We start from the raw sequence: 21,395 nt of genomic DNA on the forward strand, positions 1-21,395 counted from the left end.
TGGACGAGTGTGCTTAGTTCAAGGCTTGAGTTAACTAGTGATGTCGTTCGCGTGACAAGCCCCCGGTGCGTAAAGGGGCTTGAGAACACGGTGAGTTCACTACTTGAAGTAAGCCGAAAGAAAATCGTCCCCGGCGCCTTGACCGTTGCATGACCACCGGGCATGGTTCGGAGAGCGCTCTCCCGCCGTCGAACGGGATCCCCGGGGGTCGGCGAAGCACACGGCCCTCACCTCAGCGCAGGCGCCCCCTTCGGCAACCAACCCGTCAGGAGCCCCCGTGCCCAGACCACCCGTCACCCTTCCCCCACCCCGGCACCGAGCGGGCGGAGCCCTGCTCGCACTCGGCGCCCTCCTCGCCTCCTCGCTCACCACCCTCGCGCTCGCCCCGGGCGCCCACGCGGCCGACACCCTGCTGTCCCAGGGCCGCCCCGCCACCGCCTCCTCCCAGGAAGGTGACGGCTACGCGCCTGCCGCCGCGGTGGACGGCAACCTCACCACCACCCGCTGGGCCAGCCAGTGGAGCGACCAGCAGTGGCTCCAGGTCGACCTGGGACAGCAGGCCAGTCTGAGCCGCGTCGTCCTGACCTGGGAGGCCGCCTACGGCAAGGACTACGCGATCCAGGCGTCCGACAACGGCACCGACTGGCGCACCCTGAAGACCGTGACCGGCGGCGACGGCGGCACCGACGACCTCGCCGTGTCCGGGGCCGGCCGCTACGTCCGTATGCAGGGCATCACCCGCGCCGGCGGATACGGGTACTCCCTGTGGGAGTTCCAGGTCTACGGCACCGCCGGCGGCACCACCCCGCCGCCCTCGTCCGGCGGGGCCGTCAAGGTCGAGGGCAGCAAGGGAAACTGGCGGCTCACGGTCGGCGGGCAGCCCTACACCGTCAAGGGAGTGACATGGGGCCCGGCGATCTCGGCCGCCCCGGCGTACATGCCGGACGTGAAGGCGATGGGCGCCAACACGATCCGCACCTGGGGCACCGACGCCTCCACCAAGCCGCTCCTGGACAGTGCGGCCGCCAACGGCATCCGCGTCATCAACGGCTTCTGGCTCCAGCCGGGCGGCGGACCGGGCTCCGGCGGCTGCGTCGACTACGTCACGGACACCACGTACAAGACCAACGCGCTCACCGAGTTCGCCAAGTGGGTGGACGCCTACAAGAGCCACCCCGCCACCCTGATGTGGAACGTCGGCAACGAGTCGGTCCTCGGGCTCCAGAATTGCTACAGCGGCAGCCGGCTGGAGGCACAGCGCAACGCCTACACCGGCTTCGTCAACGACGTCGCGAAGAAGATCCACAGCATCGACCCCGACCACCCGGTGACCTCCACCGACGCGTGGACCGGAGCCTGGCCCTACTACCAGCGCAACGCGCCCGACCTCGACCTGTACGCGATGAACTCGTACAGCAATGTGTGCAAGGTCCGTCAGGACTGGATCGACGGCGGCTACACCAAGCCGTACATCATCACCGAGACCGGCCCGGCGGGGGAGTGGGAGGTCCCGGACGACGTCAACGGCGTCCCCGACGAGCCCACCGACGCGCAGAAGGCCGACGGGTACACCAGAGCGTGGAACTGCGTCACCGGCCACCAGGGCGTCGCCCTCGGCGCCACCCTCTTCCACTACGGCATCGAGCACGACTTCGGCGGCGTCTGGTTCAACCTCCTGCCCGACGGTCTGAAGCGGCTGTCGTACTACGCCGTCAAACGGGCCTACACCGGTACGAGCGCCGTCGGCAACACACCCCCGCTCATCAGCGGCATGACCGTCAGCCCGGCCTCCTCCGCCCCGGCCGGCGACGAGTTCACCGTGCACGCCGACGTCCGCGACCCCGACGGCGACCCGGTCACCTACAAGATCTTCCTCAGCGGCAACTACGCCAGTGGCGACAAGAGCCTCGTCCCGGCGCAGTGGCGCTCCACCGGCAACGGGAACTTCGCCGTCACCGCCCCGCAGAAGCTCGGCGTGTGGAAGGTCTACGTCCAGGCCGAGGACGGGCACGGCAACGCCGGCATCGAGACCAGGTCCGTGAAGGTCGTGGCGCCGCCGGTCGGCGGCACCGACCTGGCGCTGAACCGTCCCGTCACCGCCTCCTCCTTCCAGCCGTCCTACGGCGACTGCCCCTGCACACCGGAACTGGCCGTCGACGGCCGCGCCGACACCCGCTGGGCCAGCGACTGGAGCGACCCGCAGTGGATCCAGGTCGACCTCGGCGCCGCCAAGGCCCTGCGCACGATCCAGCTCGTCTGGGACCCGGCCTACGCCAAGGCGTACACGGTGCAGGTCTCGGACGACGCCACCACCTGGCGTCCGGTGTACTCCACGACCACCGGTGACGGCGACGTCGACACCCTCGGCGTATCGGCCACGGCCCGATACGTCCGCCTCCAGCTGACGGCGCGTGGCACCGGCTGGGGCTACTCCCTGCACGAGATCGGCATCTACGGCTGACGGCCGTCCCACCACACAGGCAGGAGATCCCATGAGAGCGAGTCCGAAACGACTTCCCGCAGTCCTCCTCGGCACCGCCCTGGTCGCCGGCGCGCTCGGCGTCGGCACCATCGCCTCGGCCACGACCGACACGGGTGCCGGCGACCCGGCGGTGGCATCCGCCGCGCACACCGGGCACACGATGGCGGTGTCCACCCAGGCGTCCGGTGACGACCCGGACGGTGACGGCTACATCCCGGCGGTTCCGCAGGTCACCGGCGTCACCCCGTCCACGGCCACCCCGCCGTCCCGCTACTTCCACGAGTTCCAGGCCAACTGCTCGGTCACCCACACCGCACCGGACGACCCGATCGTCTACCCCGGGCAGCCCGGGAAGTCCCACGACCACACCTTCATGGGCAACACCTCGACCAACGCCTCCAGCACCACGGCCTCCCTCGACGGCGGCGCCACCACGTGCAAGGCACCCGCCGACGCCTCGGGATACTGGATGCCCTCGCTGTACAACGGCGACCAGAAGATCCTGCCCGTCGGCCCCCAGACCATCTACTACAAGTCCGGCGTCACCGACTACACCAGCGTGCGGCCCTTCCCCAAGGGGCTGCGGTTCGTGGTCGGCAACCCGATGCAGACCGCCGACGAGTTCCGTCACCACCGCGGCTTCGTCGAGGGCTGGGAGTGCGGCGACAGCTACTTCAACGTCGACTTCCCCGCCACCTGCCCGAGCCGGCCCGACGTCCAGCTGAACATCCGCTTCCAGGCGCCCAGTTGCTGGGACGGCAGGTACCTGGACACGCCGGACCACAAGAGCCACATGGCCTACCCGGTCGTCAAGCCCGGCACCAACGACAACATGTGCCCCGCCGACCACCCGGTCGCGCTGCCGATGATCGAGTTCAAGATGGCGTTCCCGGTCAACGGCGACATGTCCCGGGTGCGGCTGGCCAGCGGCCGTGGCTACTCCTTCCACTACGACTTCTTCAACGCCTGGGAGGACCGCACCCTCAAGGCCCTGGTCGACCACTGCATCGTCGGCGGCCTGCAGTGCGACGCCCGCGGCTACGACCAGACGCACCCGGAGGCGGGTGCGGCACTGAACACCGACTACCGGCTGCCCTGAGCGCCGCTCGCAGCAAGCGGCCCGGTCGTTCCCGTCAGAGGCGGGGACGACCGGGCCTTTTGCGATCCGGGCGCGGACGGCGGGACCGGTCAGCCGGTCGCGGCCCCCTCACGGTGCGCCCGGATCAGCTCCGCGTACCGGCGCCCGCTCGCCTTCACGGTGCGCTTCTGCGTGGCGTAGTCGACGTGGACCAGGCCGAAACGCTTGTCGTAGCCGTAGGCCCACTCGAAGTTGTCGAGCAGGGACCAGGCGTAGTACCCGGCGAGCGGGGCGCCCTTGCGCAGGGCCCGCGCGCAGGCCGCCACGTGCTGCTCCAGGTAGCGCACCCGGCCGGGGTCGTCGACCGTGCCGTCGGGACCGACGGTGTCGGCGAACGCCGAGCCGTTCTCGGTGACGTACAGCCGGCGGATGCCGTAGTCGTCGGTGAGCCGCATCAGCAGGCTCTCCAGACCGTCGGCGTCGATCTGCCAGTCCATGCCCGTGCGGGGGACGTCGGGCAGCCGCACCTCGCGGGCGTACGGGACCGGCCCGTCCGGGTCGTCGGCGACCGTGGCCGGGAAGTAGTAGTTCAGCCCGTGCCAGTCCAGGGGCGCGGCGATGGTCTCCGCATCGCCCGCCCGCTCCGGCAGGTCGACGCCGTACAGCTCGCGCATGTCGGCGGGGAAGCCGCGGCCGTGGACGGGGTCCAGCCACCAGCGGTTGATGTGGCCGTCCATCCGGGTGGCCGCCGCGACGTCCTCGGGCCGGGTGGAGGCCGCCACGACGGGGGAGTGGTTGGTGACGAGGCCGATCCGGGCGCCGGGGAAGGCCGCCCGGAGCGCCTGCGTGGCCAGGCCGTGGCCGAGCAGCAGATGGTAGGAGGCGCGGACGGCGGCGGTCAGGTCGGTCAGGCCGGGCGCCATCCGGCCCTCCAGGTGGCCGATCCACGCCGAGCACAGGGGCTCGTTGAGGGTGGACCACTGGGTGACCCGGTCGCCCAGGCGCTCGGCGACGACGGAGGCGTAGCGGGCCAGGTGCTCGGCGGTGGCGCGCTCGGTCCAGCCGCCCCGGTCCTGCAGCGCCTGGGGCAGGTCCCAGTGGTAGACGGTCACATTGGGGGTGATGCCGGCCGCGAGCAGGCCGTCGACGAGCCGGTCGTAGAAGTCCAGCCCCTTGGTGTTGACCGGGCCGTCGCCGTCCGGCACCACCCGGGGCCAGGCGATGGACAGGCGGTAGGCGTTCGTGCCCAGCTCTCGCATGAGCGCGATGTCCTCGGGCCAGCGGTGGTAGTGGTCGCAGGCGATGTCGCCGTGGTCGTCGTTGTCGATCTTTCCGGGAGTGTGGGAGAAGGTGTCCCAGATGGACGGCGAGCGGCCGTCCTCGGCGACGGCTCCCTCGACCTGGTAGGCGGATGTGGCGGTGCCCCAGACGAAGTCGCGCGGGAAGGCGGCGAGGTCGGTCGAGTCGGACACGGAGAACCTTTCGGAAGGCGACGGGGGAGGGGCGCTACTTGACCGCGCCCGCGGTGAGACCCGCGACGAGGTAGCGCTGGAGCAGGAGGAAGCCGGCGACCACCGGGACACTGACCACGAGCGAGGCGGCCATGATCTGGTTCCAGTAGACGTCGTTGAGCGTGGAGTAGCCCTGCAGGCCCACGGCCAGGGTGCGGGTGGCGTCGTTGGTCATGACGGAGGCGAAGAGGACCTCGCCCCAGGCGGTCATGAAGGCGTAGACGGCCACCGCGACGATGCCGGGGATCGCGGCGGGCACGACCACCCGCAGCAGGGCGCGCAGCGGTCCGCAGCCGTCCACCAGCGCGGCCTCGTCCAGGTCCCGCGGCACCGAGTCGAAGTACCCGATGAGCATCCAGATGGAGAACGGCAGCGAGAACGTCAGGTAGGTGAGGATCAGACCCCCGCGCGAGCCGAACAGGGCGATGCCGGTGGCGTTGCCGATGTTGACGTAGATCAGGAACAGCGGCAGCAGGAACAGGATGCCCGGGAACATCTGCGTGGACAGCACGGTCACCGTGAACACCCGCTTGCCGCGGAAGTCGTGACGGCTGACCGCGTACGCGGCGAACACAGCGATGACCACCGAGCAGACCGTGGCCGTGCCCGCCACGATCAGCGAGTTGGTGAAGTAGTGGGCCAGCGGGACGGTGGACCAGATGTCGATGTACGGCCGGATCGTCAGCCCGCTGGGCAGCCAGCGGAACTTCCCCGAGACGTCCTGCAGGGGCTTGAGCGAGCTGGAGACCATGACGTACACGGGCAGCAGCACGAAACCGCTGAGCAGCGTCAGGACGATCCGCCGGGACCACAGGAACGAGCGCGGCGGCGCCATGGGCGAGCGCGGCGCGGGCGCGGTGCTAGACATCGGCCGTCTTCCTCCCCCGGGAAGTGAGCAGCAGGTACACGCCCGTCACCACGAGCAGGAAGAGCAGCAGCAGGACGGACATGGCCGAGCCGGTGCCGAAGTTCCAGGTGACGAACGACGACTGGTAGATGTGGATGGAGATGAGGTCGGCCGCCTGTGGCGCGGCCTTGCCGAACAGGACGTACGGCGTGTTGAAGTCGTTGAACGTCCACAGGAACAGCACCAGCACCAGCACCTGGTTGACCGGGCGCAGGGAGGGCAGCGTGATGCGGCGGATCTGCTGCCACATCCCGGCGCCGTCCAGGGCGGCCGCCTCGTACAGCTCGCCCGGGATGTTCTGCAGCCCGGCCATCACGGTGAGGAAGGCGAACGGCCAGCCCTTCCACACCGAGACGGTCAGCAGGGCGTAGAAGCTGTTGTCGCCGATGAGCCAGAAGGAGGGCCGGTCGGTGAGATGCAGCTGGTCGTGCAGGATGTGGTTCACCGCGCCGTTGTCGTGCTGGAACATGAACGCCCAGGTGATGACCGCCGCGTAGACGGGCAGCGCGTACGGCACCAGGAACAGGGCGCGCAGCAGGCCGCGGCCGCGGAAGGTGTCCTGCATGTAGATCGCGGCGGCCGTGCCGAGCAGCCAGCACAGGCCCACCGACAGCAGGGTGAAGGCGCAGGTGACGAGGAAGGAGTGCAGCAGCGCCTCGCCGACGGGTCCGTCGAAGTCCACGGACAGGCGGTAGTTGTCGAAGCCGGACCAGGGGGCGCTGCCCCAGTCGCGGATGAAGAACTGGGTGAGTTGCTTGAAGCTCATGGTGATGCCGATGACCATCGGCACCAGGTGCACGAGCAGTTCGAGCAGCAGGGCGGGCAGCAGGAGCAGGTAGGGCAGCGAGATACGGCGGATCCGCCCGGTGCGGCGGCGGGGGCCGCGCGCCGCACCGGGGGAGCTCTTGTGCACCGCCCGGGTACCGGACTCGGGGACAGTGGTCGTCATCAGGGTGTCCTGGCTCACTGCGCCGGCATCTGCTGCTGCGCCTTGGCCAGCTTGGCCTTGACCGACTCGGTGGTCACCTCACGGCCGGCCGCCGCGTCGGCGAACAGCTCCTTGACGGCGGTGCCGACCGCCGTCTCGAACTGGGACTCGTCGGCCACCTGGGGCAGTGCCTGGGCGCTGGTGGCGAGCGTCTGCCGCAGCACCGCGGTGGCCTGGGAGTTGAACGCCGGGTCCGACTGCGCGGCCTTGACCGGCGGTATCGACCCGTAGGCGGTGTTGAGGATCTTCTGCTCCTCGTCACTGGTCATGAACTTCACGAACCGCGTGGCGCCGTCGAGGTTGTGGGTGTTCTTGAAGACGGCCATGTTGATGCCGGCGACCATGGAGTTGACCTGTGCTCCGGTGCCGGGGCTGCCCGACTGCACGGGCGCGGGGGCCACGCCCCAGTCGGAGTCCTTCATCCCGAGCGACTTGAACGTGGCGGAGGCGGTCTGCCACAGCACCATCGCCGTCTTGCCCTTGGCGAAGTCGCTCAGCGACTGGTTCTGCGCGTACTCGGCGTTGCTCGGGTTGACGACCTTGTCCTTGGCCATGAGATCGACGTACTGCTTGACCGCGGCCACCGCGCCGTCACTGGTGAAGTCGGGCTTGCCGTCCTGGGTGAAGAAGTCCGCGCCGTGCTGCTTGGCGAGGACGAAGACCTGGTGGATGTTGTTGGACAGGTTCGAGCCCTCGGCGCCCAGGCCGTTCTTCCCCTTGGCCTCGATCTTCTTGCCGTCGGCGACCAGTTCGTCCCAGGTGGCCGGCGGCTTGGTGATGCCGGCCTCGGCGAACAGCTGCTTGTTGTAGTAGAGGGCGTACGCCATCGAATACAGCGGCACCGCCGCCGGGTCCTTGCCCGGCGTGCCGGTGGAGCCGAGGGCCGAGTCGACGAAGCGGTCCCTGCCGCCGATCTTCGCGAAGTTCTGCGCGTCCCAGGGCAGCAGGGCGCCGGTCGCCTGGAGCGAGGCGGACCAGGTGTTGCCGATGTTCAGCACGTCGGGGCCCTGGCCGGAGGTGGTGGCGGTGAGGATGCGGTTGAGCAGGTCGGACCAGGGGACGACCTCCAGCTTGACCTTGATGCCGGTCTGCTTCTCGAACTTGTCGAGCTCGGGCTGGAGGACCTTCTTGTCGACCTCGATGCTGGCGCCCTGGTTGGAGGCCCAGTACGTCAGTGTCTTGGGCGAGTCGTTGGACCCGCCGCCGGCCGAACCGCCGCCGCAGGCGGTGGCCGTGAGAGCGAGCGACAGGGTGACGGCACTGACGGCCGCGGCTCTGAGGGTGCGCATGGCTCCTGGTGTCCCTTCCCGGGAATGGAGAGCCGTGAAGGTGTCACCGGAGCCGACCCCGTTCGGCACCGAAGCCCCCCATGGCTTAATTTAAAACGTGAGTTAAGCCAGGTGGTGAGGGTGCCGTCAAGAGTCGGCGCAGCACTTGACCCGACGGCGAGGGCACAGGGGGAGGCCCGGGTGGCGGCGCCCGACGGCCGCACGGCACGTGACCTGCGAAGAGGGGATCGGGCGGCCGTATTGCAACAGTTGTATTTCGGCGGGCAGATCAGCCGCCGGGCCAGGGGCCGGCGCCCGGCGCGACCGGTGCTCCCTGGCAAGGCGTCAGACGCGGGACCGGGGGTTCATGCCGAGTCCCGTGTGACCAGCTCCGGGTCGAAGACGACCGCGGTCGGCTCCGTGCGCTCACCTCGGATGTGTTCGTCCAGGAGGCGTGCCATCTCCTGGGCCATCCGCTCCACCGGCTGACGGACCGAGGTCAGCGCAGGCCGGCAGGCCGCGGCCACGCCGCTGTCGTCGAAACCGACCACGGCGACGTCGTCGGGCACCCGTCCACCGCGCTCCTGGAGCAGCCGGCAGACGCCCTCGGCCATGAGATCGTTGGCCGCGAAGACGCCGTCCACATCGGGGTGCCGGGCGAGCAGCGCGTCCATGGCCTCCGCGCCGCCGGCCAGGGTGAAACCCCCCTCGACGAAGGGCACGTCCGTCAGCCCGGCCTCGGTCAGCGCCGCACGGAAACCTGCCAGCCGCTCCCGGCCGGCAGACACGTCCAGCGGTCCGGTCACCGTGGCCGGCCTGCAGCATCCACGCGCCAGCAGGTGCCGCGCCGCGAGCCGGCCGCCGGCCCGGTTGTCCACGTCGACGTGGCTCAGCGGCACCGGCCGGGCCGGCCGGGCGAACAGCACAGCGGGCAGCCCCGCCTCGGCGAGCAGGGCGGGCAGCGGGTCGTCCGCATGCGTGGAGACGACGAGCGCCCCGTCGGCCCGGCCCTGCCGCAGAAAGGTGAGCACCTCGCGCCGGTCGTCGGCCGATTCGGCGAACATCAGCACCGGATGCATCGAGCGCGGCCGCAGGAAGCCGACGACTCCGCCGACCACGCGTCCGAAGAAGGGGTCCGTGAAGACCCGGGCGGCAAAGGCGTCGCGGGTGTCGTCGTCCGCGACGTCTCCCACCCCCGACACCACGAGGGCGACGGTCTCGGTACGCCGGATCACCAGCGACCGGGCGGCCCGGTTGGGGGCGTAGCCGGTCACTTCGATCGCCCGGTGCACGATCTCGCGGAGCGCCGGATCGACGTTGCGCACACCGTTCACGACCCGGGAAACCGTCGCCCGGGACACCCCCGCCTCACGAGCGACGTCCTCCAGAGTCGGTGTCTGTCTGCCCATGCCCGCACCTTAACGGCGGGCCGAAAACACCGTACAGAGGCGGACGTCGCACGGAGCAGGGCGCTCAGGCCGCCGGCGGCGCGCGCAGGCTGCTGCGACGGCGAACACGCCGGTCGCGCGTGCCGAGCGACATGCCGGGACGGCAGGGAAGGCGCCGCCGTACAGGGCGGCTACGCGCACGGCGTCAGTGCGAGACCGCCCATTGCACCCCGTGGTGCCGCGGCGTCTCGATCTCGTCGAGCAGCGCCACCGCGAGGTCCTGATGCGAAATCCGCCCCTGCCCCACCAGCGAACCGATCGCGCTCGTGTAGCGTCCGGTGACCTCCGCCTGCTCGTTCAGGTCCATCGGGGGAACCACCATCAGCCAGTCGAGCTCGGTCGCGGCCGTCCGCAGCAGTTCGAACTCCGCGACATGCCCCTGTGAGAACACCCGGTACTCGTCGGGGAACTCCGGGCCGTCCATCACCCGCACACCCGGCGAGGTCTCCAGCGTCGACGCGATGCCCAGCACCAGCAGCCGCCTCACCCCCGCCCGTCCGAGCCCGTCGACCAGGGCGCGCGCGGCAGCCGTGAAGTACTCCTCGGCGGGAAGGTCCAACCGCACCGAGGCATTCACGGCCGCGTCGTGCCCCGCCGCGGCCGTCGCCACCGACTCGGCATCCGTCACGTCGCCCCGCACCACGGTCACCGCGTCGGACGCGCCGAGTTCCGCGTACTTGCCGGGGTCCCGCACCACCGCCGTCACCGTGTGCCCGCGCCGCACCGCTTCGGCCACCGCCGCACGCCCCACGCGTCCGCCCGCCCCGAAGATGACTACCTTGCTCATGGTTCCTCCCTTGGGCCGCCCGTTCGGGCCTGGTGCAGGACAGTAGGCGGACGGTGTCCGGTTACTTCAACGGAACCTGCTCTATCGTCGGGCTATGAGTGCGCCTCTGAACGCCGACATGTTCGACCCGTACTGCAGTCACCACATGCCCATCCGGGTCGGCGACAAGTGGAGCGGCATGATTCTGCGCTGTCTTGAGGAAAGCCCGCGCAGGTTCACCGAGTTGAAGGTGCCCCTCAAAGGCGTCGCCCCGAAGGTGCTGACCGAGACGCTGCGTGCGATGGAGCGCGACGGCTGGATCACTCGCACCGCGTACGACGAGAACCCGCCGCGAGTGGAGTACGCGCTCACCGAGCTGGGGCGTTCACTGCTCGGCCCGATGGACGCCGCCTGCGCGTGGGCGCGCGAACACCTCGACCAACTGCGGCGCGTCGAGGGCCGTAGGCGCTCGGTCTGAACCGGTGAACGCCGTGCGTGGTGCCCGCAGGCTCTTCTCAGGGGCCCATGGAGCCGGCTGTTAAGCTGTGAGTGACCTGGACCGTGTAACAAGGAGTCGCAGACGTGGTGGGTGACGACGACATCTCCGGGTGAGATCCGGATCTGACGGCCACCGGACGCGCTGAAGAAGCGCCGCCGAGGTGGCCCGTTCGTCGTACCCCTGCACTCCACATCTGCCCGGGGCGGAGCTGTCTTCGCCCCCAGCTCTCACGAGGTCACACCATGTCCGACGCCACCGTCGTCTGCTCGAACCTGTCGTTCTCCTGGCCCGACGACACCCCTGTCTTCCACGACCTGTCGTTCGCCCTGACCACCGGCCGCACGGGCCTGGTCGCCCCCAACGGTGCCGGCAAGAGCACCCTGCTGAAGCTGATCACCGGCGAACTCAAGCCCGCCACCGGCTCGGTGTCCGTCAGCGGCACGCTCGGCTATCTGCCGCAGAGCCTCCCCCTGACCGGCGACCTCACCGTGGCCGAAGTCCTCGGCGTCGCCGCGGTGATCCGTGCGCTGGACGCCGTCGAGTCGGGGGACGTGAGCGAGGAGCACTTCACCACCATCGGCGACGACTGGGACATCGAGGAGCGCACCCGGGCCCAACTCGACCGCCTGGGCCTCGCCGGCCTCGCCCTCGACCGCAACCTGAGCACACTCAGCGGCGGCCAGGTGGTCCAGCTCGGCCTCGCCGCGCAACTGCTCAAGCGACCGGACGTCCTGCTGCTCGACGAGCCGACCAACAACCTGGACCGCGACGCCCGGCACAAGCTGTACGACGTACTGGCGGACTACAGCGGGCTGTTGCTGCTGGTCGCGCACGACCGAGCCCTGCTCGACCGCATGGACGGCATCGCCGAGCTCGGCAGCAGCCAACTGCGTTTCCACGGCGGCAACTTCACCGCGTACGAGGAGGCCGTGCGTGCCGAGCAGGAGGTCGCCGAGAAGAATGTCCGCAACGCCGAACAGGAGCTGAAGCGGGAGAAGCGGGAGCTGCAGCAGGCCCGCGAACGCGCCGAGCGCCGCGCCGGCAACGCCGCCCGCAACCTCAAGAGCGCCGGACTGCCACGCATCTTCGCCGGCAACATGAAGCGCGGCGCACAGGAGTCCGCGGGCCGGGCCGGCCAGATGCACGCCTCCCGCGTCGGCGAGGCCAAGGCCCGCCTCGACGAGGCCGGGCGCGCGCTGCGTGACGAGCAGCGCATCACCCTGGAGCTGCCCGACACCCAGGTGCCGGCGGGGCGCAACCTCTTCCTCGGCTCGGGGATGCAGGTCCGGCACGACGGCAAGGACGTGTTCACCGGCGGAGGCGTCGACCTCTCCGTACGCGGACCCGAGCGCATCGCGCTGACCGGCCCCAACGGCTCCGGCAAGACGACCCTGCTAAGGCTGATCACCGGCCAACTCTCCCCGGTCAGTGGGGAGATCGCACGTGGCGAGGGCCGCATCGCCTATCTCTCGCAGCGCCTGGACCTGCTGGACCTGGACCGCACCGTGGCGGAGAACTTCGCCGCGTTCGCGCCCGAGCGGCCCGACGCGGAACGGATGAACCTGCTCGCGCGTTTCCTGTTCCGCGGCTCCCGGGCGCACCTGCCCGTCGGTGTGCTCTCCGGCGGCGAACGACTGCGGGCCACCCTCGCCTGCGTCCTGTGTGCGGAACCGGCCCCCCATCTGCTCCTGCTCGACGAGCCGACCAACAACCTCGACCTGGTCAGCGTGGGCCAGCTGGAGAGCGCGCTCAACTCCTACCGGGGCGCCTTCATGGTCGTCAGCCATGACGACCGGTTCCTCGCCGAGATCGGCGTGAGCCGCTGGCTGCGCCTTGCCGAGGGAGCGCTCGTGGAGACCGGGGCGCCCGAGGTGTGACCGGTCGGACCGGTGACGAACCTTGCACGTCACCCACGTCACCTGTCAAGATGGTGATGTGAATCTTGACCATGTCTTCGTGTGCGGACACCCGGCGCTCGACTTCGCGGCCACGCTGCGCGCCCGGCGCTCGACCCGGTTCGAGATGTTCGCGACGCCGCAGCGTCTCACCGCCTGGTATGTGGAGTCCGGGCTCGTCGACGCCATCACGCCCGGCGCGGAGGACGACGTCCGGGAGGCGATCGGTGTGCGCGAGGCGATCTACCGCCTCGTCACCGATCGCCGCCTCGGAGAGGAGTTCGACCGGGAGGCGCTCGCGGTGCTGAATGCCGCCGCGCGGCGGGAGCCGGTGACGCCGCAGCTCACTCTGAGGGGCCGGCACACCGACGCGACGCCCGGGCAGGCCCTGGCCACCGTCGCCCGGCAGGCCGTCGAACTGCTCAGCGGTCCGGACGTCCCGCTGCTGAAGGAGTGCGGCAACCCCGAGTGCACGCGGGTCTACATCGACCGCTCGCGGGGCATGCGGCGGCAGTGGTGCGGCATGGAGTCGTGCGGCAACAAGATAAAGTCGGCGGCCTACCGCGCCCGCAAGAAGACGGCACCCGCCGCGGCCGGGGGCTGACCGGCCGGGCGGGTCGAGTCGAACGGCGTCTACAGCCCCAGGTCGAGGGCCAGGCACGAGTAGTACTTCCAGGAGCCCTGGGGATCGTACGAGGCGCCGGCCCTGCGAGGACCGCCCGCCACCTCTTCGGTCATGTCCTCGAAGCGAATGCGCTCCGGAAGCCTGCCGAACCGCGCGCGCCGCGCCGCTGCCGCGGCGGTGTCGGGTCCGAGTTCGTTCTGCATGGTCCGTCCTCCACTTCGTCGGGTGATCCGTGTCTCGCCGGGCGGCTCGGCGTCTGCCGCCGCACTGGACGTCTACCAGCGTCCACCCTGCCATCACCAGTCAAGATGGTGACTTTAGGGTGAGGGTGTGCCGGGACACCTGCGGCCGTCAGACGGTGATGGTCTTGTACTCGGTGTAAGTGCCGAGACCCACCGCGCCGTACTCGCGACCGATCCCACTGGCCTTGAAGCCACCGAACGGGCCGTCGAAGGCGACGGGAGCGCCGTTGACCGTGACGGTACCGGCGCGGATGCGGCGGGCGACCGCCAGGGCGTGCTCCTCGTCGCCGGACCACACGCCGCCGGACAGACCGTACGGGGAGTCGTTGGCGATGCGTACGGCGTCGTCCTCGTCTGCGTAGGCGATGACGACCAGAACCGGGCCGAAGATCTCCTCCTGCGCGATGCGCATCGAGTGGTCCACGTCGGCGAACACGGTGGGGGTGACGTAGTTGCCCTTCTCCAGGCCCTCGGGGATCCGCGGGCCGCCCGTGACCAGGCGGGCGCCCTCCTCGATGCCGAGCTGGATGTAGGTACGTACCCGCTGCTGCTGGTCCGGGCGGATCATCGGGCCGATGAACGTGTCGGGGTCGCTCGGGTCGCCCACCTTCAGCGACTCGACCAGCTCCTTCAGCGCCGTGACGACCTCCTCGTACCGGCTGCGCGGCGCGAGGATCCGGGTCTGCGCGATGCACGACTCGCCGTTGTTGAGCAGGGAGGCGAACTTCAGGCCCGCGACGGCCCGGCCGATGTCGGCGTCCGGCAGGATGACGGCGGCGGACTTCCCGCCCAGCTCCAGACTGACCCGCTTGAGCTGCTCCCCGGCGATCGCGGCGATCCGGCGGCCGGCCCGCGTCGAGCCGGTGAAAGCGATCTTGTCGACGTCCCGGTGCGAGACCAGGTACTCGCTGGTCTCCCGGTCGGCGGGCAGGACACTGATCACGCCTTCGGGCAGGCCCGTCCGCTCCAGCAGCCCGGCCAGGAATCCCATGCTCAGCGAGTTCTCCGGGGACACCTTCAGGACCACGGAGTTGCCGGCGGCGAGAGCCGGGATGATCTTCGAAGTGGCCGAGGAGAACGGCGAGTTCCACGGGATCACGGCCGCGACGACACCGACCGGCTCACGGCGCACCACACTGCGTACCGGTGACGCCGGGTCGGAGGGAGCGAGCCTCTCCTCCCAGGCGAACTCCTCGGCCGCCTTCAGGTAGGCGTTCGCCTGCCGGGTGAGGCCTGGCTGTCCGGCGCGGGTGAACCAGAGCGCCGAGCCGTTCTCCAGCGAGACCAGACGCGCGACGTGCTCGGCATTCTCCTCGCGCAGGGTGTTGAACCGCCGTAGGAGCGAGATGCGTTGGTCCGGCGGGGTGGTGCGCCACACGCCCGCGTCGAAGGAGGCTCTCGCGGCGGCCACGGCCCGGTCGATGTCCGGCGGCTGCGCCTGGGCGGTGCGGCCGATGAGGGACTGATCGTGCGGCGAGACGAGGTTGTGGAGCGCCGGGTCGCTCGGCTCCGTCCAGGAGCCCCCGATGAAAAGCCGGTCGTAGACGATCACGCGTTCTTCTCCTGGGGTCGTCGGGGCGCCGTCAGAGGTGGTCGGCGTCGACGACGGCCTGCGTGAAGGCGGACGGTGCCTCCTGCGGCAGGTTGTGGCCGATGCCGGGGAGCGTGCGGTGCTCATACGGGCCCGTGAAGTGGTCGCGGTAGGCGGAGCCGTCGCCGGGCGGGGTGAAGGGGTCCAGGGCGGGGTCGAGAGTGATCGTGGGCACCTGGATGGGCGGCCGGGCGGCGAGCAGGGCCTCGTGGCGACGGTAGCGCGGCTCCGTCTCGATCAGACCGATGCGCCAGCGGTAGTTGTACAGGACGATGGCCGCGTAGTCGGGGTTCCTGAACGCCTCGGCCGTGCGTGCGAAGGTCGCGTCGTCGAAGTCCCAGGTGGGCGAGACGAGAGTCCACACGTAGCGGCACAGGGCGATGCGCTCGTCGACGTTCTCCATCGCCTTCTTGCCGCGCTCGGTGGCGAAGTACCACTGGTACCACCACTTGTGCTCGACGGCCGCCGCGGCGGGCTCCTGCTGTGCCTTGACGTCGGTGATGAGGTAACCACCGGTCGAGACGAGGCATTTGACGCGCTCGGGCCACAGCGCCGCGACGATGTCGGCGGTACGCGAACCCCAGTCGAACCCGGCGAGCACCACCTTGTCGATCTTGAGGGCGTCCATCAGGGCGATGATGTCGAGCGCGACGGCGGACTGCTCGGCGGTGCGGGGCGTACGGCGGGACAGGAAGCGTGTGGTGCCGTGGCCGCGCAGATAAGGAACGATGACGCGGTACCCCTGGTCGGCGAGGAGCGGGGCGACGTCGACGTAGCTGTGGATGTCGTAGGGCCAGCCGTGCAGGCACAGGACGACCGGGCCGTGCGCCGGCCCGACTTCCGCGTAACCGATGTCGAGGACACCGGCCTTGATGTGCTTGAGCGGGCCGAAATCGGTGTGGGTGACGGCGGGCGGGGTGGGTGCCGGTGCGCCGCCCGGAGCAGGTGAGTCCGTCGGGCCGCTCGCGGCGGACGCGAGGGACTGCAGGCCGGTCAGTGAGGCCGCGGCCGCGCCCGTACCCAGACCGAGAGCCTTCGCCAGCGTGCGCCTGTTGATCACGAGAAATCCCTCCGTCGCGGCCGGTGATGGGAAGACCTTCACACAGGAATGCGTCACCAGTCAAACCGGTGACGCGGTGAATGGATCGGAAAATGGGCGGAGTTCGTCACCGCGCGGGGTCCGTCAGCTTGTGGGGTCAAGGGCGTTCACCTCGCTGAGCTGGCGTTACCGTTTCAACGGGTGATGACGGTCTGGGTGTCCGCGAGTTGAGGCAGGCACCGGAACCTTCGCCCCAGGGCGGTCACCCAGGCTGTCGCTGCGCTAGGTTGACCGGTCATGGACTCGGCTTCTCTGCTGCACCACCTGCACGATGAGCTCGACGCGTTCCGCGCCTGCCTCGACGGTGATCTCTCCCTGCCGATCGAGCACTGCGGTGGCTGGACGTTGCACGACCTGGCCGAACATCTGGGCAGCTCGAACCTCTGGGCGGCAGCGGCAGTCACGGAGCAGCACGGCGACCACCCGGCGACCTCGGCCCCGCGCGATCCGGCTGAACTGAGGCAGTGGTTCGAGGGAACGTCACAGACCCTGCTCAAGGCTCTGGGCAGGGACCCCGCTTCGCGCGCCTGGACGTTCCATCCGCCGCACACGGTGGGGTTCTGGCAGCGACGCCGCGCGTTGGAGGCGCTCGTGCACCGGTGGGACGCCGAGCACGCACAGGGCGGCGCGCGACCGCTGGATCCCGTACTCGCGGGGGAAGGCGTGGCGGAGGTCTTCGACACGATGGCGCCGAGGCAGATAGCACGCGGCAGAGCGCGCCCACCGCTGAGCGCATTGCGGCTGGAGGCCACGGACCTCGGAGCATCCTGGACGTACGGCCCTGGAAGCCCTGTCGCCACGCTCGCCGGGCCGGCGGAGCAGCTCTTGCTCCTGCTGTGGGGTCGGATGCCCGTCACCCACGAGACATACACCTGGCGCGGAGACCAGCAGGCGGGCCTGAACATCCTGGCCGGCACGCTGACGCCCTGACGCAGGTCTTTCGGGGTGTCGCCAGTCCGTCACTTCACTTGCGCACGCGGAGTTCCGGTGCCGCGCCTGTCATCCACCTCGATGGCCAGATCCGGCCACACCTGCGCCAGACGCTCGCACCGGCCCCGCATCGACACCCCTGTCGTGCGCAAGGGGCCGTCCGGTCGGAAGTGGACGAGGGTCCCGGTGGTGCCGTCGGCCTCGACAGGCTCCAGGTCGGTGACCGGGACGCCGTACTCGTAGCGTTGGGTCCAGGCACCGTCGACGCGGCGGTTGGTGTGGACGAGCCATTCACTGAGCGCCGCCACCACGGACATGCCCCGACGCGGACGGCCGTCCGGAAGCCGTTCCGCCTCTGGATGGTCGAAGAACCGGAGATCCTTCGACGCCATGATGGGCTTCTTGACGATCCGACCGTGCTCGTCCTCACGGGTGTCAGTGCCGCGCCCGTCATCTGCCACGGACAAGGATCCATCCGGCCAGAACGTGACGAGGCAGCGTCCACCGCCCCTGCAGGATGCCTCGTCAGCGGCGTACGCGAGCACCTCCAGGAGGAGATGCCACGGGCCGCCCGGCGCGAACTCCTCCGGGGCCTGTCGTATGGATGCCAGATGATCCAGATCGACCGCGCCGGACCAGTCGTGCGTCGTGTTGACCCAGGAACCGCTTGAGACGTCCATCAGGCAATCATCCCGTCCTCGGACCCGACCTTGTCGGGCACAGGATGTCGGGTCCGGCACGGTGGGTCCTTCCTAACGTGAGTGATCGAAAGGGAAGGGGACCGGGATGCTGGAGCGGCTCAACCAGGCCATGGAGCACATCGAGTCGCACCTCGACCAGCCGATCGACGTGGCTGATCTCGCGCGCATCGCCGTGATGTCGGAGTATCACTTCCGTCGGCTGTTCTCCGCGCTGGCCGGCGTCCCGCTGTCGGAGTACATCCGCCGCAGGCGGCTCACCGTGGCGGGCGCCGAAGTGCTCGCCGGTGAACGGACGCTGCTGGACGTCGCCGTGCGCTACGGCTACAGCTCGGGAGAAGCCTTCGCCCGGGCGTTCAGAGCGCTCCACGGTGTGGGTCCGGGCGAGGCCCGGCGGACCGGTGCGGCTCTGCACTCCCAGCCCCGGATGTCCTTCCGGCTCATCATCGAAGGGAGCAGCAGTATGCGATACAGGATCGTGGACAAGCAGGAGTTCCGTGTGGTCGGCAGGAAGGCCCGTGTCCCGCTCGTCCATGAGGGGGTCAACCCGGCGATCGCCGAGTTCATCCGGGGCATCGGCCCGGAGACGCTGGAGCGCATCACGGCGCTGTCCGACCAGGAGCCGGCGGGAGTCGTCGGGGTGAGCGATCAGCTCGATCCCAGCCGGGCGGAAGGGACCGAACTCGACTACTACCACGGCGTGGTGACCGGCGCTGAAGCACCGGCGGACCTGGACGTCCTCGACGTTCCGGCCGGGACGTGGGCCGTGTTCGAGAACTCCGGCCCGTTCCCGTTGGCGCTCCAGCACCTGTGGCGGGACGTGTTCACACAGTGGTTCCCGTCGAACCCGTATCAGAGCAGGCCGGGGCCTGAGATCCTGCGGGTGAGCCTGTCGCAGGACAAGGCCGAGGCGGACGCCACGCTGTGGATTCCCGTGGAGCGATCCGCCGTCTGAGCGGGGCACGGTGCGTGCGGTGGCCCGGGTCTCGGTCCGGGCCACCGCACGACTGCCTGCGAGGGCGTCACTTCGGTTCAGAGAACCACCTCTTCGCCCAGGGCCGGGGTGAGGACCTTATAGGGCTCGCCGGATGCGGCGTCGAGGAAGCGGGCGAGTTCGTCGGGCTGGGTGGTGTAGAAGCCCTCGGCGTGGAAGCCGTCGTAGTGGATCGGGATCGCGGTCCTCGCCTGGAGGAGGCGGGCGGCGACGGCGGCTTGCCGGGCGTCGAGCGTGGACGGGTAGGGGCTCGGCGGCAGGCAGTGCGGGAAGCAGACGGTCGGGCCGTTGATGGGTGTGAGGACGGCGTCGAAGGGGCCGTAGCGGTGGGCGGCACGCCACCAGTAGCCGTGGTACATCGTGTCGCCCAGGTGGATCACACGGGTGCCGTCGGCCTCGACGGCCCAGGAGACCTGGGGGTCGCCGATGGTGTCCACGGCGGGCACGGCCGCGATGGTGAACGGGCCGATGGTGGTGGTCTCCCACAGGCCCATGGCCCGGCGCGGGAGACCGTGAGCGGTGAGCTCGGCCTCCGCTTTGAGCGTCCAGAGGTTCTCGTGGTCGTCGCCGCCGAAGGACTCGGGATGCAGGACCGTCCCGCCAGGGCGCAGGGCGCGGGCCAGGGCACCGGCGTCGGTGTGGTCGCGGTGCAAGTGGGTGCACAGGCCGGCGAGCACGTGTCCTTCCGTGCGGGGCGGCACGACCTTCGGCAGCGGCACCTCCGACAGTGACGTTCCCTCCAGGACGCCTTGCGGCCGTCCGAGCAGGTCGATGACCAGACTCTCGCCCTGCGCCTCAAGTTCCACTCCGGCCCAGCCCAGCCAACGGATACGCATGCGTACGCCCTCTCATGGATGTTTACCGTACGATCGTTCGCCAAAATAGCAGACGTACGATCGCTAAGATGAGGGCATGAGGAAATCGGCCGAGGAGGCCCGGCGCACCCGGGACCGCATCGTCGAAGTCGCAGTGACCCAGGCGTCCAGCCTGGGTCTGTCCGGCCTGACCATCGGCGGGCTGGCGGGGGCGCTCGACATGAGCAAGGCCGGCATCGTCGGCCCCTTCGGTTCCCGGACCGACCTGCAACTCGCCGCTCTGGAGCGGGCGGTGGGGATGTTCACGGAGGCGGTGGTGGCGCCCGGCCGCGCCGCGCAGCCGGGCCTGCCGTGCCTGCGCGCCGTGATCGACGCCTGGTGCGCCTATCTGGCCGACAGCCCGTTCCCCAACGGCTGCTTCGTCACGGCGGCCTCGTGCGAGCTCGACGGGCAGCCCGGTGAGCTGCGCGCCCGCCTGCACGACGCGGTGACCCGCTGGCGGCGCTTCCTCGCCGAGCAGATCGCCGCCGCGCAGGCCGCCGGCGACCTCGACCCGGAGCTGGATCCCGAGGATCTGGTGTCCATGCTGTCGGGCCTCGCCATGGCCGCCAACCAGGAGATCCAGCTCCTCGGCGACGACCGCGCGGCAGCCCGCGCCCACCGCCTCATGCGCTCCGCTCTGGCCAACCACCGCCCGGGGCCGGCCGTTTGAGTTCACCTCCCGTCAACTTCCGCAGCGTGGACACGTTCAGAGGACCGTTTCCTACACTCACCGGGTGAACAACTACACGTGCACCCACTGCGGAACGGTCGGTCTGATGGAGGGCTTCATCGAAGACGCCGGTGAGCACTCGCGCGGGTACGCGCGCTGGATCGAGGGCGCGCTGGAGCGGGGGATCTTCGGGGGTGCCAAGCGGTTGGGGCGGCCCCGCCGGCAGATAGAGGCCTACCGCTGCCCCAAGTGTGGACACCTGGAACTCTTCGCCACCGGAGAGGTGTAGTCGCGGCGGCCTGGTTTCCTGGCGCCGCTCGCGTCGGCCCTGATCCTCGAACGCGCACCGTGTCTGGAGGACGCCACCCCGCCGAGTCAAAGGTATGCACATGCCGGAATTGTCCTAACGGGGTGTGTGAGGCATGGGGAGCGGGTACGCGCGCCGTCTGACCGTGCCCGCACCGCCACTGTCGAGAAGAACAGGGCGACGCGGGCCTGGCGTGAAGGAGGAGATCGTGCAGATGACGCGACGCATGGCGATGGCCGGCGCTGCCACGGTGATGGCCGCAGGTGCCCTGGCGGTGGGCAGCGGTCCCGCGACAGCCGCCACTACCTCGACACCCGAGCACCACCCGGCCGCCGAGGTGCCGGGTGGCAGGGATCACTCCCACGACCGACACCATGCCGCCCGGCAGCCCACGGACCCGTGGATCAAGGACCAGCTGACGACCTTCTACCCGTCGTCCACCAGCCGGCTCGCGGTCTTCGACCCCTGGGTCAAGGACCAGCTGGCACTGTTCGAGAAGGGCACCTGACGACACCCCCGCCACCCAGGGTGACGACACAT

21 protein-coding genes are annotated in these 21,395 nt (G+C 69.9%); 10 read left to right on the plus strand and 11 right to left on the minus strand.

The window, feature by feature from the left end; genetic code table 11:
• Nucleotides 1-277: 277 nt before the first annotated feature.
• A complete protein-coding gene (locus C3489_RS00885; RefSeq protein ID WP_181139442.1) occupies nt 278-2,461 on the plus strand; it encodes a discoidin domain-containing protein in 2,184 nt (727 codons plus the stop codon).
• Between the two features lie 31 nt (nt 2,462-2,492).
• Nucleotides 2,493-3,581 carry a DUF1996 domain-containing protein gene (locus C3489_RS00890; protein ID WP_103778714.1) on the plus strand — a complete coding sequence of 363 codons (1,089 nt, stop codon included), beginning with the start codon at nt 2,493-2,495 and terminating at the stop codon, nt 3,579-3,581.
• 89 nt (nt 3,582-3,670) lie between these two features.
• Here the strand turns inward: C3489_RS00890 and C3489_RS00895 are convergent, their stop codons facing one another.
• From C3489_RS00895 to C3489_RS00920, 6 genes are all read right to left on the minus strand, one after another.
• Nucleotides 3,671-5,032, minus strand: a complete 1,362-nt coding sequence (locus C3489_RS00895; RefSeq protein WP_103778716.1) for a GH1 family beta-glucosidase — start codon at nt 5,030-5,032, stop codon at nt 3,671-3,673.
• Nucleotides 5,033-5,066: 34 nt separating this feature from the next.
• On the minus strand, nt 5,067-5,939 hold the full coding sequence (locus C3489_RS00900; RefSeq protein ID WP_103778718.1) for a carbohydrate ABC transporter permease: 873 nt from the start codon (nt 5,937-5,939) through the stop codon (nt 5,067-5,069).
• On the minus strand, nt 5,932-6,927 hold the full coding sequence (locus C3489_RS00905; RefSeq protein ID WP_103778720.1) for a carbohydrate ABC transporter permease: 996 nt from the start codon (nt 6,925-6,927) through the stop codon (nt 5,932-5,934). The genes C3489_RS00900 and C3489_RS00905 overlap by 8 nt, the downstream gene beginning before the upstream one ends.
• A gap of 14 nt (nt 6,928-6,941) precedes the next feature.
• Entirely contained in the window at nt 6,942-8,255 is a 1,314-nt protein-coding gene (locus C3489_RS00910) for an ABC transporter substrate-binding protein (RefSeq protein ID WP_103778722.1), read from the minus strand.
• A 344-nt stretch (nt 8,256-8,599) separates the two neighbouring features.
• Nucleotides 8,600-9,643 carry a LacI family DNA-binding transcriptional regulator gene (locus tag C3489_RS00915; RefSeq protein ID WP_103778724.1) on the minus strand — a complete coding sequence of 348 codons (1,044 nt, stop codon included), beginning with the start codon at nt 9,641-9,643 and terminating at the stop codon, nt 8,600-8,602.
• A gap of 184 nt (nt 9,644-9,827) precedes the next feature.
• A complete protein-coding gene (locus C3489_RS00920) occupies nt 9,828-10,469 on the minus strand; it encodes an NAD(P)-dependent oxidoreductase (RefSeq protein WP_181139443.1) in 642 nt (213 codons plus the stop codon).
• A gap of 94 nt (nt 10,470-10,563) precedes the next feature.
• On the opposite strand from C3489_RS00920, the gene C3489_RS00925 reads away from it, so the two are divergent.
• The 3 genes from C3489_RS00925 to C3489_RS00935 all read left to right on the plus strand — a co-directional run bounded on the left by C3489_RS00925 (nt 10,564) and on the right by C3489_RS00935 (nt 13,446).
• On the plus strand, nt 10,564-10,926 hold the full coding sequence (locus C3489_RS00925; RefSeq protein WP_103778726.1) for a helix-turn-helix domain-containing protein: 363 nt from the start codon (nt 10,564-10,566) through the stop codon (nt 10,924-10,926).
• Between the two features lie 263 nt (nt 10,927-11,189).
• On the plus strand, nt 11,190-12,824 hold the full coding sequence (gene abc-f, locus C3489_RS00930) for a ribosomal protection-like ABC-F family protein (RefSeq protein ID WP_103778728.1): 1,635 nt from the start codon (nt 11,190-11,192) through the stop codon (nt 12,822-12,824).
• A gap of 58 nt (nt 12,825-12,882) precedes the next feature.
• Nucleotides 12,883-13,446: an ABATE domain-containing protein gene (locus C3489_RS00935; protein WP_103778730.1), complete on the plus strand. Its 564-nt coding sequence runs from the start codon at nt 12,883-12,885 to the stop codon at nt 13,444-13,446.
• A 29-nt stretch (nt 13,447-13,475) separates the two neighbouring features.
• Here C3489_RS00935 and C3489_RS00940 read toward each other — a convergent pair whose 3' ends face one another.
• The 3 genes from C3489_RS00940 to C3489_RS00950 all read right to left on the minus strand — a co-directional run bounded on the left by C3489_RS00940 (nt 13,476) and on the right by C3489_RS00950 (nt 16,360).
• On the minus strand, nt 13,476-13,670 hold the full coding sequence (locus tag C3489_RS00940) for a hypothetical protein (RefSeq protein ID WP_103778732.1): 195 nt from the start codon (nt 13,668-13,670) through the stop codon (nt 13,476-13,478).
• 148 nt (nt 13,671-13,818) lie between these two features.
• Nucleotides 13,819-15,261, minus strand: a complete 1,443-nt coding sequence (locus C3489_RS00945; protein WP_103778734.1) for an aldehyde dehydrogenase — start codon at nt 15,259-15,261, stop codon at nt 13,819-13,821.
• 31 nt (nt 15,262-15,292) lie between these two features.
• Complete coding sequence (locus tag C3489_RS00950) at nt 15,293-16,360, minus strand: alpha/beta fold hydrolase (protein WP_103778736.1); 1,068 nt, start codon at nt 16,358-16,360, stop codon at nt 15,293-15,295.
• Between the two features lie 276 nt (nt 16,361-16,636).
• On the opposite strand from C3489_RS00950, the gene C3489_RS00955 reads away from it, so the two are divergent.
• Nucleotides 16,637-17,329 (plus strand): maleylpyruvate isomerase family mycothiol-dependent enzyme, encoded by a 693-nt coding sequence (locus C3489_RS00955; protein ID WP_103778738.1) that lies wholly within the window; start codon nt 16,637-16,639, stop codon nt 17,327-17,329.
• A 29-nt stretch (nt 17,330-17,358) separates the two neighbouring features.
• On the opposite strand, the gene C3489_RS00960 is transcribed toward C3489_RS00955, so the two are convergent.
• On the minus strand, nt 17,359-18,009 hold the full coding sequence (locus tag C3489_RS00960) for an ATP-binding protein (protein WP_103778740.1): 651 nt from the start codon (nt 18,007-18,009) through the stop codon (nt 17,359-17,361).
• Between the two features lie 106 nt (nt 18,010-18,115).
• Here C3489_RS00960 and C3489_RS00965 point away from each other — a divergent pair, with 106 nt between their 5' ends.
• Nucleotides 18,116-18,982 carry an AraC family transcriptional regulator gene (locus C3489_RS00965; RefSeq protein ID WP_103778742.1) on the plus strand — a complete coding sequence of 289 codons (867 nt, stop codon included), beginning with the start codon at nt 18,116-18,118 and terminating at the stop codon, nt 18,980-18,982.
• 77 nt (nt 18,983-19,059) lie between these two features.
• Here C3489_RS00965 and C3489_RS00970 read toward each other — a convergent pair whose 3' ends face one another.
• Nucleotides 19,060-19,857 carry an MBL fold metallo-hydrolase gene (locus tag C3489_RS00970; protein WP_103778744.1) on the minus strand — a complete coding sequence of 266 codons (798 nt, stop codon included), beginning with the start codon at nt 19,855-19,857 and terminating at the stop codon, nt 19,060-19,062.
• A 76-nt stretch (nt 19,858-19,933) separates the two neighbouring features.
• On the opposite strand from C3489_RS00970, the gene C3489_RS00975 reads away from it, so the two are divergent.
• The 3 genes from C3489_RS00975 to C3489_RS00985 all read left to right on the plus strand — a co-directional run bounded on the left by C3489_RS00975 (nt 19,934) and on the right by C3489_RS00985 (nt 21,363).
• Nucleotides 19,934-20,548, plus strand: a complete 615-nt coding sequence (locus C3489_RS00975) for a TetR/AcrR family transcriptional regulator (RefSeq protein WP_103778746.1) — start codon at nt 19,934-19,936, stop codon at nt 20,546-20,548.
• 64 nt (nt 20,549-20,612) lie between these two features.
• A complete protein-coding gene (locus C3489_RS00980; protein ID WP_103778748.1) occupies nt 20,613-20,837 on the plus strand; it encodes a hypothetical protein in 225 nt (74 codons plus the stop codon).
• Nucleotides 20,838-21,069: 232 nt separating this feature from the next.
• Nucleotides 21,070-21,363: a hypothetical protein gene (locus tag C3489_RS00985; protein WP_103778902.1), complete on the plus strand. Its 294-nt coding sequence runs from the start codon at nt 21,070-21,072 to the stop codon at nt 21,361-21,363.
• The last annotated feature ends 32 nt before the right edge of the window (nt 21,364-21,395 follow it).

This window comes from Streptomyces sp. Ru71 (assembly GCF_002920535.1).
In the GTDB taxonomy this organism is placed as follows: Bacteria; Actinomycetota; Actinomycetes; order Streptomycetales; family Streptomycetaceae; genus Streptomyces.

What these genes read in the sequence shown, in the direction of transcription:
- C3489_RS00890 (WP_103778714.1), top strand. Translation starts at nt 2,493, where the DNA reads ATGAGAGCGAGTCCGAAACGACTTCCCGCAGTCCTCCTCGGCACCGCC.
- C3489_RS00900 (WP_103778718.1), bottom strand. Translation starts at nt 5,939, where the DNA reads ATGTCTAGCACCGCGCCCGCGCCGCGCTCGCCCATGGCGCCGCCGCGC.
- C3489_RS00905 (WP_103778720.1), bottom strand. Translation starts at nt 6,927, where the DNA reads ATGACGACCACTGTCCCCGAGTCCGGTACCCGGGCGGTGCACAAGAGC.
- C3489_RS00910 (WP_103778722.1), bottom strand. Translation starts at nt 8,255, where the DNA reads ATGCGCACCCTCAGAGCCGCGGCCGTCAGTGCCGTCACCCTGTCGCTC.
- C3489_RS00915 (WP_103778724.1), bottom strand. Translation starts at nt 9,643, where the DNA reads ATGGGCAGACAGACACCGACTCTGGAGGACGTCGCTCGTGAGGCGGGG.
- C3489_RS00920 (WP_181139443.1), bottom strand. Translation starts at nt 10,469, where the DNA reads ATGAGCAAGGTAGTCATCTTCGGGGCGGGCGGACGCGTGGGGCGTGCG.
- C3489_RS00925 (WP_103778726.1), top strand. Translation starts at nt 10,564, where the DNA reads ATGAGTGCGCCTCTGAACGCCGACATGTTCGACCCGTACTGCAGTCAC.
- abc-f (WP_103778728.1), top strand. Translation starts at nt 11,190, where the DNA reads ATGTCCGACGCCACCGTCGTCTGCTCGAACCTGTCGTTCTCCTGGCCC.
- C3489_RS00940 (WP_103778732.1), bottom strand. Translation starts at nt 13,670, where the DNA reads ATGCAGAACGAACTCGGACCCGACACCGCCGCGGCAGCGGCGCGGCGC.
- C3489_RS00955 (WP_103778738.1), top strand. Translation starts at nt 16,637, where the DNA reads ATGGACTCGGCTTCTCTGCTGCACCACCTGCACGATGAGCTCGACGCG.
- C3489_RS00960 (WP_103778740.1), bottom strand. Translation starts at nt 18,009, where the DNA reads ATGGACGTCTCAAGCGGTTCCTGGGTCAACACGACGCACGACTGGTCC.
- C3489_RS00965 (WP_103778742.1), top strand. Translation starts at nt 18,116, where the DNA reads ATGCTGGAGCGGCTCAACCAGGCCATGGAGCACATCGAGTCGCACCTC.
- C3489_RS00970 (WP_103778744.1), bottom strand. Translation starts at nt 19,857, where the DNA reads ATGCGTATCCGTTGGCTGGGCTGGGCCGGAGTGGAACTTGAGGCGCAG.
- C3489_RS00975 (WP_103778746.1), top strand. Translation starts at nt 19,934, where the DNA reads ATGAGGAAATCGGCCGAGGAGGCCCGGCGCACCCGGGACCGCATCGTC.
- C3489_RS00985 (WP_103778902.1), top strand. Translation starts at nt 21,070, where the DNA reads ATGACGCGACGCATGGCGATGGCCGGCGCTGCCACGGTGATGGCCGCA.